At 60.3% G+C, this 23876-nt stretch carries 20 protein-coding genes and 1 pseudogene; 13 read left to right on the forward strand and 8 right to left on the reverse strand.

Features of this window, described 5'->3' with window-relative positions; genetic code table 11:
- The first annotated feature begins 6 nt into the window (after nt 1-6).
- Both H2170_11355 and H2170_11360 read left to right on the forward strand, forming a co-directional pair.
- Nucleotides 7-651: pseudogene (locus tag H2170_11355) on the forward strand (IS21 family transposase).
- A gap of 563 nt (nt 652-1214) precedes the next feature.
- Entirely contained in the window at nt 1215-1676 is a 462-nt protein-coding gene (locus tag H2170_11360; GenBank protein MCS6300676.1) for a hypothetical protein, read from the forward strand.
- A gap of 154 nt (nt 1677-1830) precedes the next feature.
- On the opposite strand, the gene H2170_11365 is transcribed toward H2170_11360, so the two are convergent.
- The gene (locus H2170_11365; GenBank protein ID MCS6300677.1) at nt 1831-2685 is read right to left on the reverse strand and encodes a helix-turn-helix transcriptional regulator; all 855 of its coding nucleotides are present in this window, start codon (nt 2683-2685) and stop codon (nt 1831-1833) included.
- A gap of 78 nt (nt 2686-2763) precedes the next feature.
- On the opposite strand from H2170_11365, the gene H2170_11370 reads away from it, so the two are divergent.
- From H2170_11370 to H2170_11395, 6 genes are all read left to right on the forward strand, one after another.
- Nucleotides 2764-4785: a hypothetical protein gene (locus H2170_11370; GenBank protein MCS6300678.1), complete on the forward strand. Its 2022-nt coding sequence runs from the start codon at nt 2764-2766 to the stop codon at nt 4783-4785.
- Between the two features lie 29 nt (nt 4786-4814).
- Complete coding sequence (locus H2170_11375) at nt 4815-6644, forward strand: FAD-dependent oxidoreductase (GenBank protein MCS6300679.1); 1830 nt, start codon at nt 4815-4817, stop codon at nt 6642-6644.
- A 19-nt stretch (nt 6645-6663) separates the two neighbouring features.
- Entirely contained in the window at nt 6664-8847 is a 2184-nt protein-coding gene (locus tag H2170_11380; protein MCS6300680.1) for an alpha-galactosidase, read from the forward strand.
- Between the two features lie 76 nt (nt 8848-8923).
- Nucleotides 8924-10264, forward strand: coding sequence for an ISAs1 family transposase (locus H2170_11385; GenBank protein ID MCS6300681.1), 1341 nt, complete (start codon nt 8924-8926; stop codon nt 10262-10264).
- Between the two features lie 47 nt (nt 10265-10311).
- The gene (locus H2170_11390) at nt 10312-10746 is read left to right on the forward strand and encodes a hypothetical protein (protein ID MCS6300682.1); all 435 of its coding nucleotides are present in this window, start codon (nt 10312-10314) and stop codon (nt 10744-10746) included.
- Between the two features lie 7 nt (nt 10747-10753).
- Complete coding sequence (locus H2170_11395; protein ID MCS6300683.1) at nt 10754-10918, forward strand: helix-turn-helix domain-containing protein; 165 nt, start codon at nt 10754-10756, stop codon at nt 10916-10918.
- Nucleotides 10919-11023: 105 nt separating this feature from the next.
- Here the strand turns inward: H2170_11395 and H2170_11400 are convergent, their stop codons facing one another.
- A complete protein-coding gene (locus H2170_11400) occupies nt 11024-11863 on the reverse strand; it encodes a sugar phosphate isomerase/epimerase (GenBank protein MCS6300684.1) in 840 nt (279 codons plus the stop codon).
- A 3-nt stretch (nt 11864-11866) separates the two neighbouring features.
- On the reverse strand, nt 11867-12943 hold the full coding sequence (locus tag H2170_11405; GenBank protein MCS6300685.1) for a Gfo/Idh/MocA family oxidoreductase: 1077 nt from the start codon (nt 12941-12943) through the stop codon (nt 11867-11869).
- Between the two features lie 99 nt (nt 12944-13042).
- Here H2170_11405 and H2170_11410 point away from each other — a divergent pair, with 99 nt between their 5' ends.
- Nucleotides 13043-13846 carry a helix-turn-helix transcriptional regulator gene (locus H2170_11410; protein ID MCS6300686.1) on the forward strand — a complete coding sequence of 268 codons (804 nt, stop codon included), beginning with the start codon at nt 13043-13045 and terminating at the stop codon, nt 13844-13846.
- Between the two features lie 52 nt (nt 13847-13898).
- Here H2170_11410 and H2170_11415 read toward each other — a convergent pair whose 3' ends face one another.
- The 4 genes from H2170_11415 to H2170_11430 form a co-directional block, all read right to left on the reverse strand.
- A complete protein-coding gene (locus tag H2170_11415; GenBank protein ID MCS6300687.1) occupies nt 13899-15173 on the reverse strand; it encodes a right-handed parallel beta-helix repeat-containing protein in 1275 nt (424 codons plus the stop codon).
- Nucleotides 15174-15272: 99 nt separating this feature from the next.
- Nucleotides 15273-15638, reverse strand: a complete 366-nt coding sequence (locus H2170_11420; GenBank protein ID MCS6300688.1) for a DUF1565 domain-containing protein — start codon at nt 15636-15638, stop codon at nt 15273-15275.
- Between the two features lie 41 nt (nt 15639-15679).
- Nucleotides 15680-17062, reverse strand: a complete 1383-nt coding sequence (locus H2170_11425; GenBank protein ID MCS6300689.1) for an IS4 family transposase — start codon at nt 17060-17062, stop codon at nt 15680-15682.
- Between the two features lie 126 nt (nt 17063-17188).
- The gene (locus H2170_11430; GenBank protein MCS6300690.1) at nt 17189-18121 is read right to left on the reverse strand and encodes a transposase; all 933 of its coding nucleotides are present in this window, start codon (nt 18119-18121) and stop codon (nt 17189-17191) included.
- A 337-nt stretch (nt 18122-18458) separates the two neighbouring features.
- On the opposite strand from H2170_11430, the gene H2170_11435 reads away from it, so the two are divergent.
- Together H2170_11435 and H2170_11440 are read left to right on the forward strand one after the other, a co-directional pair.
- Nucleotides 18459-19307, forward strand: a complete 849-nt coding sequence (locus tag H2170_11435) for an IS110 family transposase (protein ID MCS6300691.1) — start codon at nt 18459-18461, stop codon at nt 19305-19307.
- A 41-nt stretch (nt 19308-19348) separates the two neighbouring features.
- The gene (locus tag H2170_11440; GenBank protein ID MCS6300692.1) at nt 19349-19819 is read left to right on the forward strand and encodes a transposase; all 471 of its coding nucleotides are present in this window, start codon (nt 19349-19351) and stop codon (nt 19817-19819) included.
- 123 nt (nt 19820-19942) lie between these two features.
- On the opposite strand, the gene H2170_11445 is transcribed toward H2170_11440, so the two are convergent.
- Entirely contained in the window at nt 19943-21526 is a 1584-nt protein-coding gene (locus tag H2170_11445; protein ID MCS6300693.1) for a transposase, read from the reverse strand.
- A 150-nt stretch (nt 21527-21676) separates the two neighbouring features.
- Between H2170_11445 and H2170_11450 the strand changes: the two genes are divergently transcribed.
- Both H2170_11450 and H2170_11455 read left to right on the forward strand, forming a co-directional pair.
- On the forward strand, nt 21677-22744 hold the full coding sequence (locus H2170_11450; GenBank protein MCS6300694.1) for a LacI family DNA-binding transcriptional regulator: 1068 nt from the start codon (nt 21677-21679) through the stop codon (nt 22742-22744).
- Nucleotides 22741-23802 carry a LacI family DNA-binding transcriptional regulator gene (locus tag H2170_11455; protein ID MCS6300695.1) on the forward strand — a complete coding sequence of 354 codons (1062 nt, stop codon included), beginning with the start codon at nt 22741-22743 and terminating at the stop codon, nt 23800-23802. Before H2170_11450 ends, H2170_11455 begins: the two co-directional genes overlap by 4 nt.
- Nucleotides 23803-23876 lie beyond the last annotated feature (74 nt).

Here is a 23876-nt window from a genome sequence, read left to right on the forward strand (position 1 = left end):
CAAGATCTGCAAACCGACCACGCCTACACCGGCGGCTACGAATCGGTGAAGCGCTTCGTGCGGGCGCTGGCGGCGGTGACGCCGCTGCCGTTCCGGCGGATGGAAACCGCCCCGGGCGAGCAGATGCAGGTGGACTTCGGCCAGGGTGCCCCGGTGGTCGAGTCCGGCAAAAAGCGACGGCCGCACCTGTTCCGGGCGACCTTAAGTTTTTCCAGTAAGAGCTACAGCGAGGTGGTCTGGCGGCAGGATACCGAGAGCTTCCTTCGCTGCCTGGAAAACGCCTTCCGGCGCTTCGGCGGGGAGCCCAAGACGATCATCCCCGATAACCTCAAGGCGGCGGTGTTGCAGGCGGATTGGTTCGATCCGGAACTCAACCCTAAGCTGGCTAGTTTTGCCCGGCACTACGGCACGGTGGTTTTGCCGACCAAGCCGCGCACCCCGCAGCACAAGGGCAAGATCGAGGCCGGGGTGAAGTTTACCCAAAACAACGCCCTCAAGGGGCGGAACTTTGCGAGCTTGGGCGAACAGAACCAGTTTCTTGACCAATGGGAACTGAATGTGGCCGACAAACGCATCCACGGCACCGTTCGCCAGCAAGTCCACACCCTGTTCGAAGCCCAGGAGCGGGCCGCCTTGCAGGCTCTGCCGGCCGATTTGTTTCCGAGTTTCCACGAGGCCCAACGCAGGGTCCACCGGGACGGCTACGTGGAGTATAAAAAGGCCTATTACTCGGTGCCGCCTGAGTACGTGGGGCGCGAGGTCTGGGTGCGGGGCGACTCGAAGTTGCTTCATATTTACACCCTGCTCATGCGCCAGATTGCGGTGCACCTGTTGGTCGATTCCGGACGTTTTGCCACCGACCAGGCCCATATCCATCCGCATAAACGCAACGCGGTGGAACGGGGCTCGGAGTACCTTCTGGACCGCTGCAAACTGATCGGTCCGCACACCGGGGCGTGGGCCGAGGCGATGTGCGTGAACCGAGGGCCGATCGGCACCCGGGTGTTGCAGGGCCTGCTACAGCTGGCCCGAAAACACCCGGCAGGACAACTCGAGTCGGCCAGCCAAAAGGCCTGCCGCCACGGCAGTTACCGGCTGCGGGATCTGCGGTGCCTGATCGATCAGGGCGAGACGGTCGTGCAGATCGACTTCCTTCAGGAGCACGAACTGATCCGCGACTTAAATGCCTACAGGATAGAAGCTTTTACCCAACCATGAGCCAACTCACAACAACACTAAAACAACTCAAACTCTCCGGCCTGGGACGCACGCTGGACCTACGTTTACAGGAGGCTGCCGCCAGTCGGCTCAGCCACCTGGAGTTCTTGGAGCTGATCTTCCAGGACGAGATCAACTTACGGGAGCAAAAACGACTGGAAAGCCGCACCCGGGTGGCCGAGTTCAAGTCGCTCAAAACGCTGGAGGATTTTGACTGGCGGTTTAACCCCAGCGTCTCGCGCAAGGACATCTACGAACTGGCCGCGAACTCACCGCCAAGGTCAAGCTGGCCGCGCCGTGGATGCGTATCGCCAACCTCTGCGGCAGCCGATCCGCACCGGTCGATGCGAAGTTCGCCGGCTGCCTACCAAAAACCATCGAGTCGGTCGGGGAAGGAGATTTTCCGTTGGCGGAATTTGTCCAGGCACTCACTGATGTCGGCTACTCCGGCCCGGTAGGATTCCAGTGTTACAAGATCGGCGGGCACCCGCCCGAGACGCCGGCCCGTTCGATCAAGGCATGGCAGAGCGCATGAAGCATTCTCTAGGCCGCTCGCGCAGAGATGCAGAGAAATAAAAAAACCTAAGCCCCCAATCGGCATCCCACCGCATCTCATCTCACGCCGCGGCGCTTCCATTCGGTGGGACTGCAGCCCATCACTTGCCGGAATTGACGGCTGAAAAAATAGAGGCTGGCATAGCCGTATTCTTCGGCGATCTGGCTGACATTCAGGTTTGATTCAGTGAGGCGCTGCGCGGCGGAGCGGATGCGTTGGTTGATGAGCCAGCGTTCAGCGGAGATGTCAAAGGTCGCGCGGCAGAGTCGGTTCATGTAGTCGCGCGAAAGTTGGAGCTGCCGTGCCATTTCGGAGGTGTCGGGGTGAACTGCGGCGGGGAGTTTTTGCGCCCACTCGTTGAGGATTCGAATCTGGGTCGGGCTTAATTTTCGTTCGCTCTCTGATTGAGAAGGGGAGGTCGGATGTTGGAAAAAGGTGATGGAGAGCAGACCTGCCACGGCGCAGCGCAGGGACCGCGACGGGCGCAAGGTCGGCAGGTAGGATTCTTGGCGGACCGCTTCCCGCCAGGCTGTGCTCAGCTGGGCATTTCGAGCCACGATAAAATCATTTTTCAGTGCAAAGTTGAAAGATCTCGATTTTTCCACGCGCAGACGGAATCTGGCCAGGGAAGTCACCACCGGTTCACCCGACTCCAGACGGAACGGGACCTCGGGCCCGATCCAAATTGCATCGCCTGCTTTCAGGTCAACCATGTGACCTCCGACTTCGGCCTTCATGCTTCCTTTTTTGCAGAAGTAAAAAAGATGGTGAGGAATACCGGACGCTTCAGCCAACCACCCCTCCCGCGGACGAAAATCCATCGGCGTCGCGCTCAGTTCGAAAAGGAGCGTATTATTTTCATTCAGCAAGTGACTGAAAAAAGTATCCGGTAATACGCGCAGTCTTTTCATTTATCCCGTTTAGAGTGCAAATATTAACGCCCTCCGTCCATTCCCAAAATTCCGTGAATATCGTAGGGTTGAATTGTCATGAATACTTTCATTTCCACGAACGGCACGAAGTTGAGTCTCTCGCCTGAATCGGATGCCAATCTCCAAGCCTGGCTAAACCCGCCCGCAATGGGTTTCAGGAAGGACGGCAAAATGCTCGAAACCCCATTCACGGTGAATGCCGGGGATGGTCTCTGCGTCGGTCATGACGAGGCGCGTGGTCTCACCATGAAGCGCAGTCAGCGCATCGAAACAGGATCCTTGATCCTCGACATGCGTGCCGATGCGACCGGCGACTTTCACGGCATCTCTCTGCGCCAGAGCGTGGATTTCTCGCTTTCCTCGAGCAGTTATGTGATCGCTCCGGGCGTCGTTTACGACGGCAATCGCCTTTTGGTCTCTCCCCAGCCATACTGTCCGTATTTTCCAACGGAAGGCGTGTCGGCCGACGGCCCGATCCTCATTGTTGATGTCCCACGGCTTGCCTCTGCGACCGGCTATCACCTCGAACTGGCCGGCAATGCCCTCACGCCCCCTTTCGTCGGCATCTACGATCCGATCAGCAAAACCGGCGTGCTGGTGGAAATTCAAATCTACGGCGATTGGGGGGTAAGCGGAGTCTCTTTCACGACATTGCCCGATCAACCGGTCCGCGTCACATTCACGCTGCCAGTGCATCGCCTGCGGCGCTACCGCTTCTGTGATTGGGTTGCGGCCGACGAACCCGGCATGGATCTCGCCGCAGGCCAGTCGATCGAGGCCCGCTTGCGCATCATCCCGGTTTGTGCCAAAAACATTCCCGCTTTTGTGCACCAGTTGGCCCTTCACAGTTTCGAGGCCCGCGACAAAGGCCCGCTCGAATCGCGCAGGAATCTTGGCAAGAAACTGCGCGAGGCGGCCGACCTCGTGGAGGCGAAATTCGACCGCATCAACTGGGTCGAGAGCGATGGATTTTACCGCTCAACGCTCCCGCAAACGAATTCCCCATTTGTCATGCAGAGCGGTTGGTCGGGTGGCGGGGTCACGATGCGCGCGCTGATCCAGTCGCCCGATGCCACGCGTCGCGAGCGGGCGAAGCGGATGCTTTCTTTCCTCTGCACGGCGGCGACACCAAGCGGGTATTTTCACGGCGTATGGAATGGCAAACGCTGGCTGAGCTTCAATGCCAAGCGCCCGGGCTGCCGCGCCTTCACTCTGGTTCGGCGTCCGCTGGAACTGGGTCGCGACATCCTCCATGCAATGAATGTGCTGGAGGCGCGCGGCGAGGCGCTTGAGCCCCTCTGGATCGAGACGGCGCGCCGTTTTCTGGACGCCGTGGTGAGCACGGAGCGGCGTTTCGGACACCTGGGTTACAGTCTCGATCCGGAAACCGGCGATGTCTTGTGGGGTGACAGCACGGGAGGGGCCTTTGCGTTGGAAGCGCTCGCCCACGGCTACCGGCGCTTCGGATCCCCGTGCTACCTTCAAACCGCCAAGCGGCTGGCGGCCTATTACCGCGAACACTTTTTGCTTCGAGGATTCACCTGCGGCGGAGTGGGCGACGCGCTCATGGCGGTCGACAGCGAGAGCAATTACGCGCTCATGGCGGGCCTGGTTCATCTCCATGAAATCACACTCGATCCGATTCACCTCGAGTGGGCGGTCGAGGCCGCCGATCTGGTGCAGACCTGGACGCTCCTCTACGACGCGCAGTTTCCCGAGGGCACTCCGCTCCGGCGTCTCGGCATCGAGCCGCGCGGGGCGTATTTCGCAAACATCCAGAACCAGCATGGCGCTCCGGGCATCTATGTCGCCTCCGGCATCGAACTGGCCACCCTGGCGCGCCACACGGGAGACAATCGGTTTTTGGAACTGCTCCGCGAAATCACGGGCTGCATCCCGCAGATGGTGGTCAAGCCCGGTCAGGAAGATGTCTGGGGAGATCTTCCGGTCGGTTCGATAAGCGAGCGTCTCATGACCATGGATGGACTCGAGCCGAACGGCCACACCCAGCCGATCGATACCTTCGGGAATGTCCCCATGACTGCTGCCAATGAACTTCCTGCCGAACTCTTGGATTAGTCGCGCATCCTCAACACCCGTTTCAAATCATGACCACACAAAACACATCCCAAACCCGCTGCCTGAAAGCCAACCGGCTCACGGCTGACTTCGTCGTGATTGGAGGTGGCATGGCAGGGACCATCGCCGCAATCGCCGCAGCCCGCAACGGGGCGAGTGTCATCCTCGTGCAGGACCGCTCGGTCCTTGGAGGCAACGCCTCCAGCGAGATCCGCATGCACATTGTCGGCGCCGATTCCCATGGCGGAAAGCCCGGCTGCCGCGAAACCGGCATCCTTGAGGAATTGCGACTCGAGGACGCCGTGCGCAACCCTCACCGCAGCTACTCGCAGTGGGATCTGCTGCTTTACGAGAAGGTCAAAGCTGAAGCCAACATCACGCTTCTTCTCGACACCACCTGCGTGAGCGCCGAGGTCGCCGCCAATGCCAGCGGCGAACGCCGCATCACGGCGATCCGTGCCTTGCGCAATTCGACGGACGACGAATTTCTTATCGAGGCAAAATGGTTTGCCGACTGCAGTGGCGACGGCCGCCTCGGCGCGGAAGCGGGTGCCGATTTCACCGAAGGCCGCGAGGCGCGCGCAACCCATGGTGAACCGCTCGCGCCTGAGCAAGCCGACAACAACCGCCTCGGCAGCTCGATCATGTTCATGTCGCGCGAGCATGCCACCCCTCAAGTTTTCATTCCGCCCAACTGGATCCGCAAGTTCACGAAGGAGGACTTCAAGGGTCATCGCGATATCTTCAGCTACGAATACGGCTACTGGTGGTTCGAGTGGGGTGGTCATCTCGACACGATCAAGGACAACGAAACCATCCGTCACGAACTGCTGCGCATCGCCCTGGGCGTCTGGGATTATGTGAAAAACTCCGGTGATCATCCCGGTTCGGCCAACTATGCCCTCGACTGGGTGGCGGCGATCCCCGGCAAACGCGAGAGCCGCCGTTTTCTCGGTCGCCATGTGCTTTCGGATAAGGACATTTTCAATCCCGAAACACGGCCCGATGCCGTGGCCTATGGTGGATGGCCAATCGATCTCCATCCGGTCGAGGGCGTCGACGATCCGGAAAAGCCGGCCTGCGTGCATCATGGCTTCAAGCACCTCTACAGCATTCCCTATGGCTGCTACTGCTCGCGCAATGTGGAAAACCTCTTCTTTGCCGGACGCAACATCAGCGCCACCCACATCGCCTTCGGCAGCACCCGAGTCATGGCCACTTGCGCGATCGGCGGTCAGGCCATCGGCACCGCTGTGGCATTGCTCACTTCGCAAAAGGCGCGATCCAGCTCGGAACTCGCGACGCCGGAAGGCTTGCAGGCACTGAGGCAGCGCCTCCTTCGCGACGATGCGTTCATTCCCGGAGTTCGCCACGAAGATGCCGCCGATCTCGCTTCGAGCGCCCGCATCAGCGCCAGTTCGGAATCATCCGAAGGATCTGCCTCATGCGTGACCGATGGCACTTCCCGTCACCTCAAAGCACAATGGGGACCGTGGTCCGCCGATGAAACCCACTCTTGGAAATCGCAGACGCTTCCCGCCACGCTTCGCCTGGAATTCGCTCAGCCTGCCACACTCAGCGAAGTGCACCTCACTTTCGACACCGGCCTGGAGCGCGAACTGATGCTCAGTGGCAGCGACAAGTGCTCAAAGAAAACCCTCCGCGGCCCGCAACCCGAGACGGCAAAACACTACCGACTGCTCATCGACGGCAAGCTCGTCGGCGAGGAGTCATTCAACTATCTGCGCAAACGCATCCACCGCCTTCCGACACCGCAAACCTCCCGTCTCGTCGAATTGGAAATCCTCGCCACCCACGGCGTGCCCGAGGCCCGAGTCTTCGAGATCCGGTGTTATTGATCACAGCCAGCAGGCAATCATGACCAAACTTCTTTCGAAATTCACCGTCGGCGACACCGTCGTCCGTTTTGACGCCCCTGCTGAAGGCAAGGGCGCGCCGCAACTGTCGCTTCATCCCAAATCGCTCGCGCCGGGGAAGCACCGCGAGTTTCTACCGCCAGATGTCGAGATCGTAGGCCTGCCGGCCAAGTGGCAACCAAGGCGCGCGTGGGCACTGGACTCCCTCGTGCAGCTCAAGTGCATGGAAGACATCTACGGTGGATCCTTTTCTCAAGGTCGGACGATGCGCTCAGGACACTCGACGGCCGTTCTCGAATTCATTGGTCAGAAGGTTCAGAAAATGAACGGCGGCACCAGCGTCGTCACCACGCTCCAGCACCCCTCGGGACTGCGCTGCGAACATCAACTTTCCTGGCAGGGGAATGTGCCGGTTTTTTCCAGCCGGGTGAGTGTGCGCAACGCCGGCAAGAAACCGGTGCCCCTTGAAATGCTCAGCAGCTTCTCGCTCGGTGGCATGACGCCTTACGCCCATGACGATGCGCCGAATCGATTGCTGGTGCATCGCTATCGTTCTACTTGGAGCGCCGAAGGCCGCCTCGACACGCAAGGCATCGAGGACCTGCAACTCGAGCGTTCGTGGATCGGACACGGCATCTCCAGCGAACGCTTCGGCCAGGTCGGCTCGATGCCGGTGCGAGGATTTTTCCCCTTCGTTGCGCTGGAAGATCGTGAGGCCGGCGTGCTCTGGGGCGCGCAACTTGCATGTCCCGGATCTTGGCAGATGGAGGTATTCCGCAAGGATGACTTCGTCGCGCTCTCCGGCGGCCAGGCCGACCGCGAGTTTGGGCATTGGTTTAAAACATTAAAGGCAGGCGAAACCTACGACACGCCCGTCGCTACGATCGGCTGCATAAAAGGTGATATCGATCAACTCGCGCAGCGCCTCAGTTCCGCACAGGAGCGCTCTCTTACAAAGTTGTCCAAGATAGAAAACGAGCTGCCCATTGTGGTGAATGAGTGGTGCACGAGCTGGGGAAATCCGACACAGGAAAATCTGCTGGCGCTGGCCAAGCGTCTCCACGGAACCCCGGCAAAGTATCTCGTCATCGACGATGGCTGGGCCGAGCGGCCCGGCGGAGGTATCCAGCAGAACGGCGACTGGATCATCAACCGAACGGCATTTCCCGACGGCCTCGCTGCGACCTGCCAAGCGCTACGCGACCACGGACTCATCCCTGGCATCTGGTTCGAGTTCGAGGTCTGCAACCCGGGATCAAAGGCCTTCGATCTCACCGATCACCATCTCCAGCGCGATGGTCGCGTTCTTCAGGTCGGCGGCCGCCGCTACTGGGATTTCCGCGATCCCTTCACCTCCGATTATCTCACTCAAAAGCTGATCCATCTCCTGCGCGACAATGGATTCGGTTACCTGAAGGTCGATTACAACGAAACCATCGGCTTCGGCGTCGATGGTGCCGAGTCGCCCGGCGAGGGCCTGCGGCAGCATCTGGAGGGCGTTCAAAAATTCTTCCGCAAGCTGCGCGAGGAGATTCCCGACCTCGTCATCGAGAACTGCTCGTCCGGCGGGCACCGCCTCGAACCCTCGATGATGGGCCTCTGCGCGATGGGATCGTTTTCCGATGCGCACGAGACGCGCGAGATCCCGATCATCGCCGCCAACCTCCATCGCCTCATCCTGCCACGCCAGTCGCAGGTCTGGGCCGTTCTGCGCAAGAACGACAGCGCACAGCGCCTTGCCTACTCTCTCGCAGCCACCCTCCTCGGCCGCATGTGCCTTTCCGGCGAGGTCCACGACCTTTCACCGGCACAGTGGAAGCTCACCGTTTCGGCTATGGAACTTTACCGCCGCGTCTATCCGATCATCCGCGACGGTCATTCCACCTTCCACGGCGAAACCGGCAAAAGCTGGCGTCACCCAAAGGGCTGGCAGGCCGTGCTGCGCACCGCAAAAAACGGCAAGCGCGCCCTGCTCGTCGCCCACACCTTTGGAAGGTCCTTTCCGAAATCCGTCGAGATCCCTCTGCCGGATGCCGGATGGGAAGTGGAGGAAACTTGGCCCAAAAAGCATGGCATCCCGGCAAACCTGAAAGGCAAGTCCGTGCAACTCGACCTAACCGGCGAGTTCCGCGCGACTGTCATCTCCCTGCGCAAAAGACCGAATATGCCACCGCCGATTCATTGAACAGCTAAACACCTGAATACTAACAAAGGAGCGGAATAAGCGGGACAAGCCCCAGGAATTCATTTTGGCTGGGTGAATGATGCCGGCCGAAACGAACCCGTCGAACCCCCAAGGGGAGGTGATTTCGCTGCGCCACTTGCAGGTGCAGGTGCTAGACAGCCCCGAGTTAAACGCCCGAGCGCAGGGGCTGCTTGAGGAGCATCACTATCTGGGCGCGGTGAAACCGGTGGGCGAGCGGCTGCTGTACGCGGTGAGCGATGCGCAGGGCACCTGGGTGGCGGTGCTGGTGTTTGCGGCGGCGGCGCTGCACCTGCGCGGCCGGGAGGCGTGGATTGGCTGGAGTGGCGAACAGCGCCGACGCCGATTGGCGCTGGTGGTCAACAACGTGCGGTTCCTGCTGCTGCCCAAGCCGGCGGTGCCCAACTTGGGCTCGGCGGTTTTGAGCCGGGTGCTCGGCCGGCTCAGTGCCGACTGGCAGTCGCGTTACGAGCACCCCGTGCTCGTCGTGGAAACCTTCGTCGACCCCGAGCGTTTTACGGGAAGTGTATACAAGGCATCCGGGTGGACCGAGTTGGGCCTGACCAAGGGCAACACGCGTAAGTCGCGCGATTACTACGAGCACCACGCCAAGCCCAAGCGCTTGTTTGTGCGCGAGCTGGAGCCCCGGGCCCGGAGAGCTCTTCAGGCAGGGCAGATCAAACCCTCGCTGGCTGCGGTGGAGGCGAAAGTTCCGGTGCGAAGTACCCTGAAGGCCCCCGATTTAATCAGCCTGGCGGAGGCCTTCCGGCAAGTGCCTGAATACCGCGCCTACATCGGGGCCTATCCCTTGCACGCGCTGCTGGCGATCACGGCGGCGGCCTATCTGGCCGGAGCACCCCGCGGCCAACGTGACCTGGCCGCTTTCGCCCGCCGGCTCTCCCCGGTCCAACGCCAAGCCCTCGGGGTGATCCGCCGCCGCGGCAAATACGGCGCTCCCAGCCAGCCCACCTTCAGCCGTCTGTTCGCCCGTGTGCAGGCCGCGCGCATCGAGGAGGTTTTACTCGCCCACCAACGCCAGGTGCGAGGCGAGCCTCCCGCCACCGAGTTCGTGGTCATCGACGGCAAAGTCCCCAAGCACAGCGGCGGGCAAAACGTGGTAACCGCAGTGACCTCGCCGGGCCTGTTCTATCTCGGCAGCGAGGTCGTCGCCGAAAAAAGTAACGAGATTCCCGCCGCCCGCGCCCTGTGTGAGAGGCTCGATTTGGTCGATAAACTCGTGAGCCTTGATGCCCTGCATACCCAGGCGGACACCGCGCGGGCGATCGTACTGGAGCATGGCGGCGACTACCTGTTCACCGTCAAAGGCAATCAGCCCGGCCTGCAGAAAATCGTAGCAGCGCAAGTGCCCGATCCGGGTGTTCCTTTTTTGACCCGTTAAAAGATCCCGCTGCCGAGCAACGTACCACCCAGGAAAAGAAGCACCCCGTGACGCGCACCCTGGTGGCGCGCGAGTCGAGCGCGGAAAGCGCCTGCTTCCCCCTGGTGGCGCAAGCCGCGAGAATCTGCCGAAAACGCCACGGCAAGCCCCCCGCGACCGTGGCGCTGATCACCAGTCGCCCCGCCGCCGAGTTGACTCCCGCCCAATTGCTGGAGGTCAACATTGCGCACTGGGGAATCGAAACCGGTTTGCATGCCCGCCTCGACGCCTCGCGCCAGGATGATCGCTGCCGATTACGCCGCCCGAACGCGGTTCATATCCACGGTATGTTCAACCGCTGGGCCAATAGCCTTTTCATGCACTGGCGCGGCCAACGAACCCAAAAACGCCACCTTCATACCTCTGACTTTATCGCCCACATGTCCGAAAATCATGACCGTCGCACGCTCCGCGCCCTTACCTCAGTAATCTTCCCGCTATGAATCGGCGTTGCGCCGGGTGGAAGCCGCCCGGTTGATGCTCGGCGCAGGCGAGACCGCCGTCAAAGCCGTGGCCTCGCACCTCGGTTTCCGCCACGCCGCGCAGTTCACCCAGTGGTTCAAACGTCACCACGGCTGCCCGCCAGTGGAGTTCCGTCGAAAGGGTGAAGCGTAATTCATACAACATTTTTGGCGATACTTAAAAGTCTTTTGATGAGCATTTTGCGCATTATTTTGACATAAGCTTTCGTGCACTCAGAGCAAAGGGAGCGGCGCGGGATCAAAGTGCTTTCTGGAACGCCTGAATCGATTTCCCCAGATTTTCCTCCGGTTTGCCTTCAATCTTGTAGCCTTGGAAACCGACGGGGCCTCTGTAGTCGATGGCCTTCAACGCCTGCACAAATTCTGAGAGCGGGAACTCCCCCTCGCCCACACATTCGATGGTGGCGGGGAGCGCCCCGGCGAAGTCGTTGTTGGGCGAAGGTCGGGAGCCGCAGAGATTGGCTCGCTTTAGCCAGGGAGCGGCGAGCCGGAGCTTGGCGGTAAGTTCAGTGCGATCCACCGCATACCAGTGGTAACCGCAAAAGACGACACCGAGGGCAGGGTCGTTTATCTTTTCCGCGAGACGGACGCAGTCTTCGATGCGTTCGAGGTAAAACCCCAGGTGGTGGTAGAGGGCGATGACGACATTGCGGGTTTTGGCCAGCGCGAGTAGCGGCGTGAGCTGGGCGATGGCGGTGTCATCCACACCGGGATCGGAAACCTTTTTTTTCCAACCAACGGTCAGACCGAGTTCCAAAACATCGCCGGGCTGGAGCTGCTCAATGATTTCTGCGACCGAGTGGTGCCCCTCCGGCTGCGGGTTGGTCAGGTCGAGCACGCAATAGATGGCGGCGAGACTCAAGCCGGTGCGTTTGCTCTGGGCATGAGCGTCGAGCAAGGTCGCCCTCGAAGCTGGGTTATCCCGGTTAACCCCCACATAACCGGCGCGGTAGCCGGCGGCTTTTAACAAGTCCCATCGCTCAGTCGACGTGTAAGGGCGGGCGGCGTTGGTGAAGTAGTTGTCGAAGGCGTAGATAGGCCACAGGGCATGAGGAGCGGGTTGCATGGTTTTGGTCATGAGTTAGAGGGCGACCGGGACGACCCGGTGTTCGCGGGCGGAGGTGTAAATGGCGTCAAGCACGGCATGGACTGTGATCTGGCCTTCAGCCGTGGCGGAGGGGGCGGTATCGTTGCGGATGGCGTCGGCCAGATCGGTGAGCGGCCCGTAAAGAATGCCGCCCCAATCCGTCGTCGGCTCGCCCCGTTCGGCGCTGTTTAAGGTTTTGCCGTCCGCCTCCAACGTAAACAGTCGGGCGACGCGCTGGGGGTGATCGGGCGCAAAGGGGAGGTCGAGGCCGCCCGTCTCGCCCCGGAGTTCGATGGCATGACGGCGAGGACCGATTTCGGGCTGCCGACTTACGACGATCTCAAGCCCCCCGGCGCAGCGGATGACGGCGTAATAACTGCTTTCCAAACTGGTGCCTTCCCGGCGCCAAAAACCAAAGTTGGCCATGACATCCAGCGGCGCAAAGGCATCACCCAAAACGCTGCGCAGCCACTCAAGTTCATAAACGCACCAGTCCACGGTGAGACCTCCTCCGGCGGTGGCGGCGTTGCGTTTCCACTCCGGCAGATGGTCGATGGATGCGGGCAGACCGCCGGTGGCGTGAAGGCGCACGCGGATAAGTTTACCCAAGGTGCCCTGGCGCAAGACCTCGCGTGCAGATGCGGTGGCGGGGGAATAACAAAACCGGGAGGAACAACATCCCACTTTCAGCGCGGGAAACTGCTGGACGGTTTCGAGCAGAGCGCGGGCTTCGGCGGCGTTTAAGGTCCAGGGCTTTTCACAGAGCACATGCTTGCCTGCGGCCAAAGCCTCTTTGACCAGATCACGGTGCGTGACAGGAGGGGTCGCGAGGTAAACGGCTTCAATTTCGGGGCAAGCCAATAGGGCTGCGGGGCTTTCGTAGACCTGTCCGTGGCCCAACTTTTCGGCCAAGGCATGGGCGGCGGTCACCTGGACATCGGCCAAGCCAGCGACGACGACCTGCCAGGCGGGCAATTGCGGAAGCACGATCTGAGAAATCCGCCCGGTGCCAATGACACCGAGGCGCAGGGGAGGGGATGAAATTTCGAGGTTTTGGTTAAATTTACTCATTGCGGAAACAGCTTACCCCAAATTAATACCCTATAAAAATGGAGCCCATGTTTATTGTTTTGTAGAATTTGATCATTTTTACTTTAAGTTTTTTGAAGCATGGACACCCCCTTCCAATTCTTGCATTTCAACCATCTTCCAACCTGCCGGGCTTGGATCGATAAGCGTTTCGAGGGCGTTTATGCGCTGAACTATGCCCATGGCGGGCGCATCCACTGGTCGGTCAACGGCGAGCCGCTACGAGAGTTCACCGCGCCGGTGGCCTGGTGGACTTGGCCGGGGCAATATTTTACCTACGGCTGGAAGGATGAGCCGGGCTGGGATCACCGCTATGTGACCTTGCGCGGCCCATGGGTGGAGGCGCTGCTCGAACTCGGGTGGTTCCCCAGCCGGGCGGCTACGGCGATCAGCGGCATCACCAACCCGGCGGTCTTTTGCCGCAAAATGGATGCCCTGCTCACAGCGTTGGAAGGGAGTCGCGAGGATGATGCTTGGATCTTGCTTTTGGAACTCCTGAAAACGCTGCGCGAGGAGCAATCGGCTTCACCCCAGGGCGACGTTTCAGCGGGCCGCCTCCGGGCACTGCTCGCGGAGATTCGAGAGCAGCCGGGCGCTGCTTGGGCCGAGGCTGACGCGGCTCAAACCTGTGGGTTTTCCGCGCCCCATTTTCGGCGCTTGTTTCGCGCCGAGGCGGGCCTGCCTTTCTGGCAGTTTTGCCGCCAAGAACGGATGGCGCTGGCGGCCTCGCTCCTGCGGCGGGGTGAACTCCCGATCAAAGAAATCGCGGAGCGCTGCGGCATCGAGGACGTTTATTACTTTTCGCGCACCTTCCGGCAAAGCTTTGGGCTCCCCCCGGCACGTTTCCGCGCCAAGACCCGGCTGGCGAACGAGGCGAAGAAGTGACCGCACCGACCAATCGATTGCAGCGGACAATCGATGGTCGGTTTTTCCAACATCACCGGCTCGGCGCAGGCTCTTTCCATATCGAATCACGATCCTGCCCGCTGGCTTGCTGACAGCCGGCGAGGTCGGCGTTGTTCTGTTTGGCGGGGTCCAGCTCGGCGTCGAGGTGGAAGGGCGTGGGGTTGGTGGCGTGCCAGTAGGTGTTACCGCTGGCGGTGAGCTGGGTTTTATACCAGTCCACATAGGCGGGCATCTGGCTGCGGGGCTCCGTGTGCCAGTATTGGCTGATGAGGCTCGTGCCCGGCGTGCGGCCCGCGATGACGCTGTTGCGGATCGTGTAGTTCAGGGAGTAGGGGTAGGCGATGGGGAGATTGGCCCGGTTCATTACAAGCCCGAGGTGCGCCTCGCGGGGGTTGGTGGACACCACGATTTGGCCGGCGGCGCGTCCGTGCCACCAGTAGTTATTCGCGCGCAGGTTTTCCGCTGGCAACGGGCCTGGGGCTTGTTGGGCGTTGTTGATGATCCGGCAACGGTCGATCACCACCCCGCTGCTGGTGGCGAACCAGAGGCCATTGCTGGCATTATTTCTGATCTCGCACTCGATCAGGCTCACCGGTCCGCGCGCGATCTCGAAGGTCGCTCCGCGATCATGGTTGTCGTTGATCTTACAACGTTCGAAGCGGACATGCTCGGCGTAGTGATCCATCCAAAAACCTTTTCCTTTATTGCGTAGCCATTCGCAATCGCTGAAGCGCAGGTTGTTACCGGCGAACCAGAATCCTTTGGCGGCGTTGTCGTTGAAACGGGTCCGCTCCACCACTCCGTGGCGCACCCAGGACATACTTAAACCTTGGGTGCCATGAAAGCGCCCATCGCCGCGCCAGCTTCGGTCAAACCGGCAGTCGCGCAGGGTGAAGAACTGCTGCGCGGCCAAAATGGAACCGTTGCCATTGTCCTGAGCCCAGAGGGATTCGTAGAGATGATCCTCGTTGTAGAAGCGGGTGCCGGTGTTGTCGGCTGGTCCGGCGGTGGCGTTGAGGCCGGAACCACGGAATTTCTCCATAACGAGGTTTTTGAGCCAGATGCGGCCCATGTTGCGAAAGACCGTCGTCCCGAGGTAGTGCGGCACTTCGATGCTCGCCCCGGCGAGAGTTTGTCCCTGGGGCAGGCGCACCCAGAGGGTGTTGGGATCGGGGTGCCCGTCATACTCCGCGCCTTTGATCTTCACGCCGGGGCCAAATTCGGAGACGCCGAACTCGCCGGGTTGGAGCACGTCAGGTCCGAGGTAGGTGCCGAGTTTCCAGGTGCCTGGCAGGCGATGAGCCATGCCGACGGCCCATTTAACGTCTTCGCCTTTGGTATATTGCCACGGCTCAAGGATGCGTTGTTTGAGGCGCTGGCCGTTGACGAAGATCGTCTCCCACCGCTAAGCAATGGCGTCCTCGGGCGGATAAAAGGTGTCGTCGGAAGGTCCCCAAGTGGAGGGCGCCCATTCGTCGGCCTTGGCGCCGGAGAAGATGACCTTGCCGGGTTCATCACCGATGATGGCCAGCGGGGCTTTGCGCAGGGCGGGGTCTGCGATGCCGTCAAACAGGGGGTAACTTTTGCCGGCGGAATCCATGCGCCCCTCGCGATAGGTGCCGGGGGCGATGCGGATGCGGGCGGGGGTGCCCTTACGCAGCAGTGCCTGGGCTTTTTCCAAAGCGGCTTTGAAGGTTTTCAGCGGGCGTTGTTTCGTGCCGGGATTGGTGTCGGCGCTGGCAGGATGGTTTTGATCGAGGATGGCCCACAAGGGGCCAGGGCGGAATGGCACTAAGTTAAGGGGTGTTGTCGTCACTTTTTGAGGTCGCGGGAAGCGGAGACGACCATCTGTCGACGGGGCTTGGTGAGGAGTTGATAAACCTTGGGACGGCGTTTGACGGCGCGGGGTTCGGAGCGATCCGGGCGAAGCGGAACCAAGTCGGCGGCGAGGGTGAGCAGGATGCTTTCATAGATGATGCGCTGACGGCGCGGGGAGGCTTTCATGAGCAGAGGAGCCCAATGTCGCAGAGCGGACAGGGTGCCTTTGAACGAGAGCCGGTCTAGCGGGACGCCGTTCGTGCGGGCACTGTCCTGCAAGATCGCGCAGACCAGATTATAGGCGATGGCCTGCATGAGCACCTCGCGCTCGATCATCTCTGGGGTGCGCGTGCGCAGCACATCCAGACCGAGGGTAGCTTTCAGATCACGGAAGTCGTTCTCGACCTCCCAGCGGCGGCGATACAAAGCGATCAACGCTTCGTCTGGATATGCCGTTTCATCCAGAAGCGTGGTGGCCAGCGTGACCGTGCGGGTGCGGAAGCCGGCATTGGCCACCTGGAAGGTCACCAACCTGACCTCGATTTGCTCAGGTAAAGTCGCCCAAAACTCCTCTGTCCAGCCCGCGAGTCGTTGAGGCCGACGCCAGCAGGTGCGCCCGTGGCCACTGGGCCGGCATTGGTGCAGGCGCAGGACCACATCAACGCCCTTGGTTTTGAGCAAAGCGATGAACCCCCAACCGCAAAAGCCCCGGTCGCCGAGCAAGACCTCGCGGGGCCGCAACCAACCGACCAACTGCCGGGCCAACTTCAGCTCATGGGTTTTCCACGAAGCCTGCACAAAACGGATCAAGTGACCGCCGGACAGGGAAAACAACCCCACCAACTTGCCAGTCGGAAAACCACAGCCCGGTTTTTGTCCTCCCGCATACGGATAGACCTGACGATTCGCATCGGTGTCGGGCATCGAGATGCCGCAGCCGTCGATCACCTTCACGCAGCGACCCCGCCACAAATCCGCCTCGCCGACCCGGCGCGACAGCTTTTGCACCAGCGATTCATGCACCTTACTCAGGCACTTCAGGCTCAGGCGCAAACGCGCCTGGCAATATCCCGAGGTGCTGTCGTCGGGTTCGGGCAGATCAAGCGCATGGCACCATGCCTGCACACGTCGCACCGCCTCACGGCAACTCGCATCACGTTGCAAGACCTGCCCCAAAAACGCGCAAAACGTCACAAAGGGGGTATAGACTCTTTGCCGCTTGCCCTCGCCTGTAAACCACCGCTGCGGGATGAACCGAGTGATCACCTTGGCCAGTCCGTCAAGCGACTCCTCTCCAAGGTGCAGGGCTTGGGTGCGCCCCCGACTTCCCATCAAACGGTGCGAAAACCCCGGTAAAAACAAAGTGTTGTTGCGCATGGGCTTACAAAAGCATTAACCCATGTAAAATCAATTGATAATCAATGGTTTACGTAATATTTCCGGGCAACTTTTCCTGCTCTGCCTCTGCCTAACTTAGTGCCATTCGGGCCAGGGCGTTTTTTGTCACTTTTTAACCTTTTTCCAAATATGCAGATAATTGCGCACGGTCGTTGGCTTTCCCAATCGAAGGGCCTGCGCAAGCCAGGCTATCCCTGCGCCCCGTTCATCCCGCAGCTTCACGGCAAGCGCTAGCTTCCACGCCTGTTTGTGCGGCTTGGTCACCAATTCGACCTCGGATTTACCGATTTCTCGAAGCGCTTCTTCCAATCCGGCCTGCCAAGCCGCCTCCCGCAGTTCCTTGCGTTCCTGCGCCGCCATTGCCGACTGCAGGCGCAGTTGCGTGTGCTCTTTGGCGAGCGATTTTCTCCACCCTGCGGTCCCGATAATCCATCCTTTCGCCAGTCCGACAAGCCCTGCCTGCGCCCATGTCTCTTCGTCTTTGGCCAGACTCGTAAGATACTCGGCATATGCGCTCCACCCGTTCGTATCGTCCGCCCAGCCGCCCCGGGCCGACAGCCAGACCTCCGCACACAAACACCTCGGCCGTGGCCCCTTGAGCAAATTCTTTAAACTACTCCACCGATATCCAACCAGGTGCTCCGGCAAAACCACCTTGGCCCTCACCGGGTTGAGATGAATATAATCAACCACTCGGGCCAACGCCGACGCATCTTCAATCGGCATCGCCTTATATCTGCCTTGAAACAAGTGCCCGCTCTCCGAGCGAAAGCGGTTGAATCTTGTCGCCAGCGTGCTCTGCAACCAGTGCATGCCCTCTCCCAGGGTCGGTTCCAACGTCTCGATCGCTAAGTGAAAGTGGTTCCTCATTAACACATAGCCGTGTACTCGCCACCGGCACCTATCCGCCGCCTCAAACAACGCTGCCAAAAAAGCCTCGGCCGAACCCGCCGTCTCAAACAGATCCCGACGGTAGTTCCCTCGGTTAATCACGTGATATAACCCTCCAGACTGCTCCATCCGCACTCGTCTTGGCATGTCTCTCCAATGGGTTCACTCACCGTCTCACTCAAACCTAAAAAGTGACAAAAAACGCCCTGCCCCCTTTGGCATTCCCCTCGAATACTGAAGCCCTTGTATCTTGAGCAATGAAGGTCTGGTTGCGGATTCCGAGAATGGGCATTTAGCTCGTCGGAGGAAGCCGCAACCAGACCGTCGGGAGGCGGACAACTTCCCCGGAGCAGACCGATTCGCCCTAGAAACGTGAACGCGATTTCGTGGGTCAGCAGGGTCGCTCCGGGGCACTTCATAAAACTCGAACCGTTGGATGAGCATGGCCAACAGCCGATAGCTCGAATCGCAAGACTGAGCCCCTATGAAAACATTAACCGAAGACAAGCCGGCTTACGCTGGAATAGACATCAGTAAAGACACATTGGATGTAGCGGTGGCTGGCCAAAAACCGGCTCAATACGCCAATACAGTGGCAGGCATAACCGCATTGATAAAAGCACTCAAATCGCTACCCAGGTCAGCGCGCGTGATCTGTGAGCCAAGCGGGGGATACGAGCGCGGATTGCTGGAAGAATTGTGGGCAGCGAGCATAGAAGTAAGCCTAGTAAACGCGGCTAGGGTACGCGCCTTTGCGCGTGCACAAGGCCTCTTAGCAAAGACCGATAAAATCGACGCAACCGTGCTGCGCCACTTTGGTGAACTCCTTAATCCCGAGATAATTGAAGCTCCTGCTCCGGAGCGGCAACAGCTCGCCGATTTAGTCCAAAGAAGAGAGCAGCTGGTAAATATACTGCTCATGGAGGAACAGCGTTTGACGCAAGCGCGCCACAAGCAGGTGTGCAAGTTGTGCGAACGATTGATCAAAGAACTTAGGGCCCAGATTAAGCAGATCGAGGATTTGATAGAGAATCAAATCGATGAAGATCCGACCCTCAAGCAGCAGAGCGAACGTATGCAAGAGGTGAAAGGCATCGGCAAAGTGACTGCATCGACCTTGCTAGCTGAGATGCCCGAATTGGGAACGCTCAGCCGCAATGAAGTGGGAGCGCTTGCGGGGCTGGCTCCGTATAATCGCGACAGCGGCCAACTGCGTGGTCGTCGAACCATACGCGGCGGCCGCGTTCGCGTTCGGCGAGTATTATATATGGCCGCAACTGTAGCTGCTCGATTCAACCCCATCCTTAAGGGGACTCCTAAAATTAGCATCTAATTGATCAGCAATGGCATGAGTTGTGCATAGGCTGTATCTCAATGAGCAATAATCAATACACGTTCTTTGGTGATCATGCGGCGCTGGAGTCATTGACGCAGCACGGAGACCGCTTGGTGGAGCTGGATCGTCATATCCAATGGCCGCGGTTGGTGGCTGTGGTTGAAAAGATTTGGCGCGCGGGTGCCGACAAGAAGGCGTCCTGCGGTCCAAAGCCATGGGCGACGGAAGTGATGCTGCGGATTTTGGTGCTCAAGCGGCTGTATAATCTTTCCGACGAGCAGGTGGAGTATCAACTGCGGGACCGACTGTCGTTCCTTCGCTTCGTGCAACTTGGGCTGGGCGACTCGGTGCCGGACAGCAGGACAATCTGGTTGTATGCCGATCAGTTGGCTAGAGCCTCCTCGAAAAGCCTTTCGCAACGGGCGTATTCCCGCCCCGGCCGGCCACTGGGGGCGCAAACAGCCCTGAACGGACTCGGTTTACGTGTTCACGAAGGGGCGGCGGCCTAAAAACAGCCCCGGCCCCATCACCAAGGTCGCTTTTCCAACGGCGAAGTCCACGGCGGTTCGCTCCGGGGCTTTTGCACCGAACTAATTGAACCGATTTGGGTTAGCCGCGACGAGCGAAGCGACTCAGGCCGCCAAGGGCAGCGGCTTTTCCTGAGACTTCCTCGCGCGCACCAAAATCATCCGGTCAAAGTTGTGCGCGAGGATCTTCAGGGTCAGTTCGCTGCGCACCGCCGCCAACCCGCGACGACCCGGCCGGCCGAACCCGTGGTTGAACTTGAGCGTAAACATCAGCGACTCGATCGCGCTGCGCTCGGCGCGAAGCGTGATATAATCCTGGTGGTTCCACAGTTCCTCGCCGAGCAAGGCGCGCCCCTTGGCGCCGGAGATGCTCACCTTGGCCACCTTCAGCTCGTATGCCTGCGCCAGCCCTTCGGCGCTGGAGTAGCCGTCGTCGACGTTCGCGCTCGCCGGCACCAGGCCCGTGTTGGCGATATTCTGGATCAGCAGGGGCACCAGTTGCTTGCAATCAGCCACGTTGCCCGCGTCGAGAATCAGCGCGGTGACAAAACCGCCGCGGCTGCGGGCCAATTGCGGCTTGTAGCCAATCACCGGTTCCCGCCCGCCTTTTTCAATAAAAGCAGCACTGCGATCGGCCAGGCTGAGGACCCTTTCCCTCGACTTGGTCTTCACCCCATCATGCACCCGCGCAATGCTTTGCTGGATCGTCGTAATCACCGCGACCACGTCCCCGTGGATGCAGTCCAGTAGGTCTTCCGCGATCCGGCGCTTGGAGGGCCGCAGCTTGGCCAGTTTAACATTTGCTTCGGCCTCTGCGGCTTCTACTTGGGTGAGCAACTTGCCGCCCAACTTGCAGGCGATTTGGTAAAACTGGTCGTAGAGCAGCCGGAGTTTTTGGGCTCGGCGGGGACCACCACCCAGCAGGGCGATGGCGCGGGCGCTCTTTCGCAACTCCTCCAGCCAGTGGTCTTTGAAGCCATCCTGCAGCGAGTTAAGCCCGACCTGGTCGAGCTTGCCGCCCATGCGGTAGGCTCGCTCAAAGAGGCGGTAAATGATACCGGAGTCTGTTGGCCAGCAACTGGATGCCTTGATCGCCGTGCTGTCCAGGGTGATATCGGTAAACGAATCGAGCCCTTCGGCCAAAATATCGGCCAATTGGGCCCGGTGGATCAGGGCGAGAGTACTCTCACTCAGGCGATTTATCAGGGGGCCAACGGTATTAGGTGCAGGCAGCGTGTACCCCAAATCATCGAGCAAGGTGCGCAACGATGCCGATTCAAGCAGCACCATCCGGGGGCAGGCACTGTATTGCGACCCCAAGTAACCGGTGGCCATGGCCGTGATAAAAACCACAACAGCGGGGGTGCGCGGACGCCCTGCGGCGAGGAACTCGGCTTGCGTTTTTTCCGCCGTGCCTGACGCCGGCACGGCGAACAACGCCTCGGTCTGCGCCAGTTCGAACTCCCGGTCCTTCCGCCGTTCGCGCTTTTCCGCCATGGCGTGGGCGTCGAGATCGGCGGTCATGGCCACTTCGATTTCGGGGTGGGACCGCCAAAAGCGCTGTAATTGCAGTAAGAAATCACCAAAATCACTGCGCGCCGGGGTTGAAAAGAAGTCGCCGGAGGGATAAACGATCGATTCGTTACTTGATAATTTAACGCCGCTACTTATTTTGTTTCCTGTTTTCATGCAGTATAATACGGCACTTTTACAGTAAACTTAAATCACATAAGTTGTTTTTACTAGAAAAAACCAAAAACCTTTTCGAGGAGGCTCAGGCTCTGATAATCGTCGTATTTTGTGGCGCCGATATTCGATTCAGGTTAATTTTCCACGCACATGTCCGCCAAGTTACTCCAGAAAGTGACGTCCATGACCGGCTGCTCCCGAGCGACGATTTACCGCGCATTAAAGGGCAGCCCCTTGGTGAGCACTGCGACCCGGGAGAAGATTCAGGTTGCGGCGCAGCAAATCGGTTTCCGGCTTAATCCCCTGGTGGGCGAGTGGATGGCTCGCGTGCGCAACCCCGAGGCCGGGCTTTCCCGCCAGCCGCTGCTCTATCTGGCCGGCCACAGCCGCGCAGAGTATGCGAAGAGTTTTTTTCTCGCCGAAGCCTGGCGTTCGGCGCGGCGACGGGCGCGCGAGCTCGGATTCTCGATCGAGATTTTCTATGCCCACCAGCGCACCGATGGATGGGAGCGCACGGCGGACCAAATCCGCAAGCGCGGCATCCGCGGGGTCATCATCGCGCGCTTCCCTCCGGGCTCGCCACCAGTCACGCTGCCTTGGGACGAGCTCTCGGTGGTGGCCATCGGCTTTACCGCATCGCACCCGCCGGTGCACACGGTGGCCTCACACGGCTTTGAAACGATCCGCCACGCCATGGAGGACCTGCGCCAGCGCGGCTACCGGCGGCCCGGCTATGTCGGCAGCCTGGTCACCGAAAAAATCGGCGGCAGCCGGCACACCGCGGATTTTTTGGCCTGTCGCGAATCGTTTCCAGAAGCGCTCGAGGTGCCGCCGCTGCGGCTGTTGATGGATGGCGACCTCGCCCCGTGCAGGGCCGCGTATTTGCGGTGGTTCCGGAAATATCGCCCGGATGTGATCGTGAGCGGCGGCATCACCGAGTATCTGGCATGGCTGCACGAGGAGGGGCTGCGAATCCCGGAGGAAGTCGGCTATTTCCACCTCGGCCTGCGCAAGGATTTTCCGGTGATCCGGCATGCTGCCGGGATTCCGCAACCGGGCGGGGAACTGGGGCGCAGCGCAGTGGATGCGCTTGCCGTGATGCTCTACCACGGCGAAACCGGACTGCCTGCGCGGGCCGATATTCTGCAGAGTTTCGCCAACTCGTTCGTGGAGGGGCGGACGTTGCGTGCGCCCCAAAAGGAGATGATCCAGGCATGAAGGCGACCACCATTTCAGTGGCCCAAGAGGCCGGAGTCTCGATCATGACCGTGTCGCGGGTGATCCACAACCATCCCACGGTCGCGAAAGAAACCCGGGACCGGGTGCTGGAGGTTCTGCAAAAGCAGGGCTACCGGCGGAATCCGTTTCATGAGGCCTGGCACGTCAGCAGGCGCGGCGACCGGGTCGCCTCCCAGCCGTCTATCATCTTTCTCTGCGGCGAACCGGCAGAGCGCTTGAAGAGCCGGCCATGGATGGCCGCGATCTGGCAGGGAGTGCGGGAGCGGGCGGAGGCTTTGGGACTCATGGTGGATTACTTCCATGTGACATCGGGAAATCCAGGATGGAAACGCATCGGCGGCATCCTCGAAGCCCGAGGGGTGAACGGCGTGGTGCTCGGTCCCTTGTCGGCGCAATGCGCTCCCATCGAGATGCCCTTTGATAATCTGGCGGTTGCGGCTGCGGATTATTGCCAACCTCTCACCGGGTTTCACCGGGCGACCCAGAACCATTACGACGGGATGCAGCGCGTCTTCTCGCGGCTGCTTGCGGCGGGCTATGCGCGGCCGGGCATGGTCGGTTCGGTGGACCCCGACGCCCGCGCCCGCCAATGGATGGGCACCTTCCTTGAACGCCAGTTATGGTTGCCGGTGAAGGAGCAGGTTCCCGCATTGCGCTTGGGCGGCCCAGACGCGGAGCGGGAGTTCCGCCGCTGGTGCCGCGAATTCCGTCCGGACGTGGTGGTGACCGCGCTGGGCGAAGTCGTCCGTTGGCACGAGGCATTGCCGCAGACCCGCCCCACCCCACCGGACCTTTTCCTGCTCGATCTCGATGGCCCATTATCAACCGAGAGGCGCATTCCTTCCAGTCCCCCTGCCCCCCGCAGCCCGAATCTCACCGGTCTCATTTATCCCGGAGCCCTGATCGGCTCCGCAGCGGTGGATCTGATGGCGGCTCAGTTGCGGCACTACGAACATGGCCTGCCCGCGATGCCGCAAACCTTCCGCGTTGAGAGCCGCTTCCGGGAAGGCAAGAGCTGCCGCCTGGGGAAGGAATGAGGAGGGCCGGGCGGGCAGGGTTGCGACGACTAACATAAACGGCGTTTTGAGCTTTGGACTCCAACCTGATAGAG

Source organism: Opitutus sp. (genome assembly GCA_024998815.1).
In the GTDB taxonomy this organism is placed as follows: Bacteria; Verrucomicrobiota; Verrucomicrobiia; order Opitutales; family Opitutaceae; genus Rariglobus.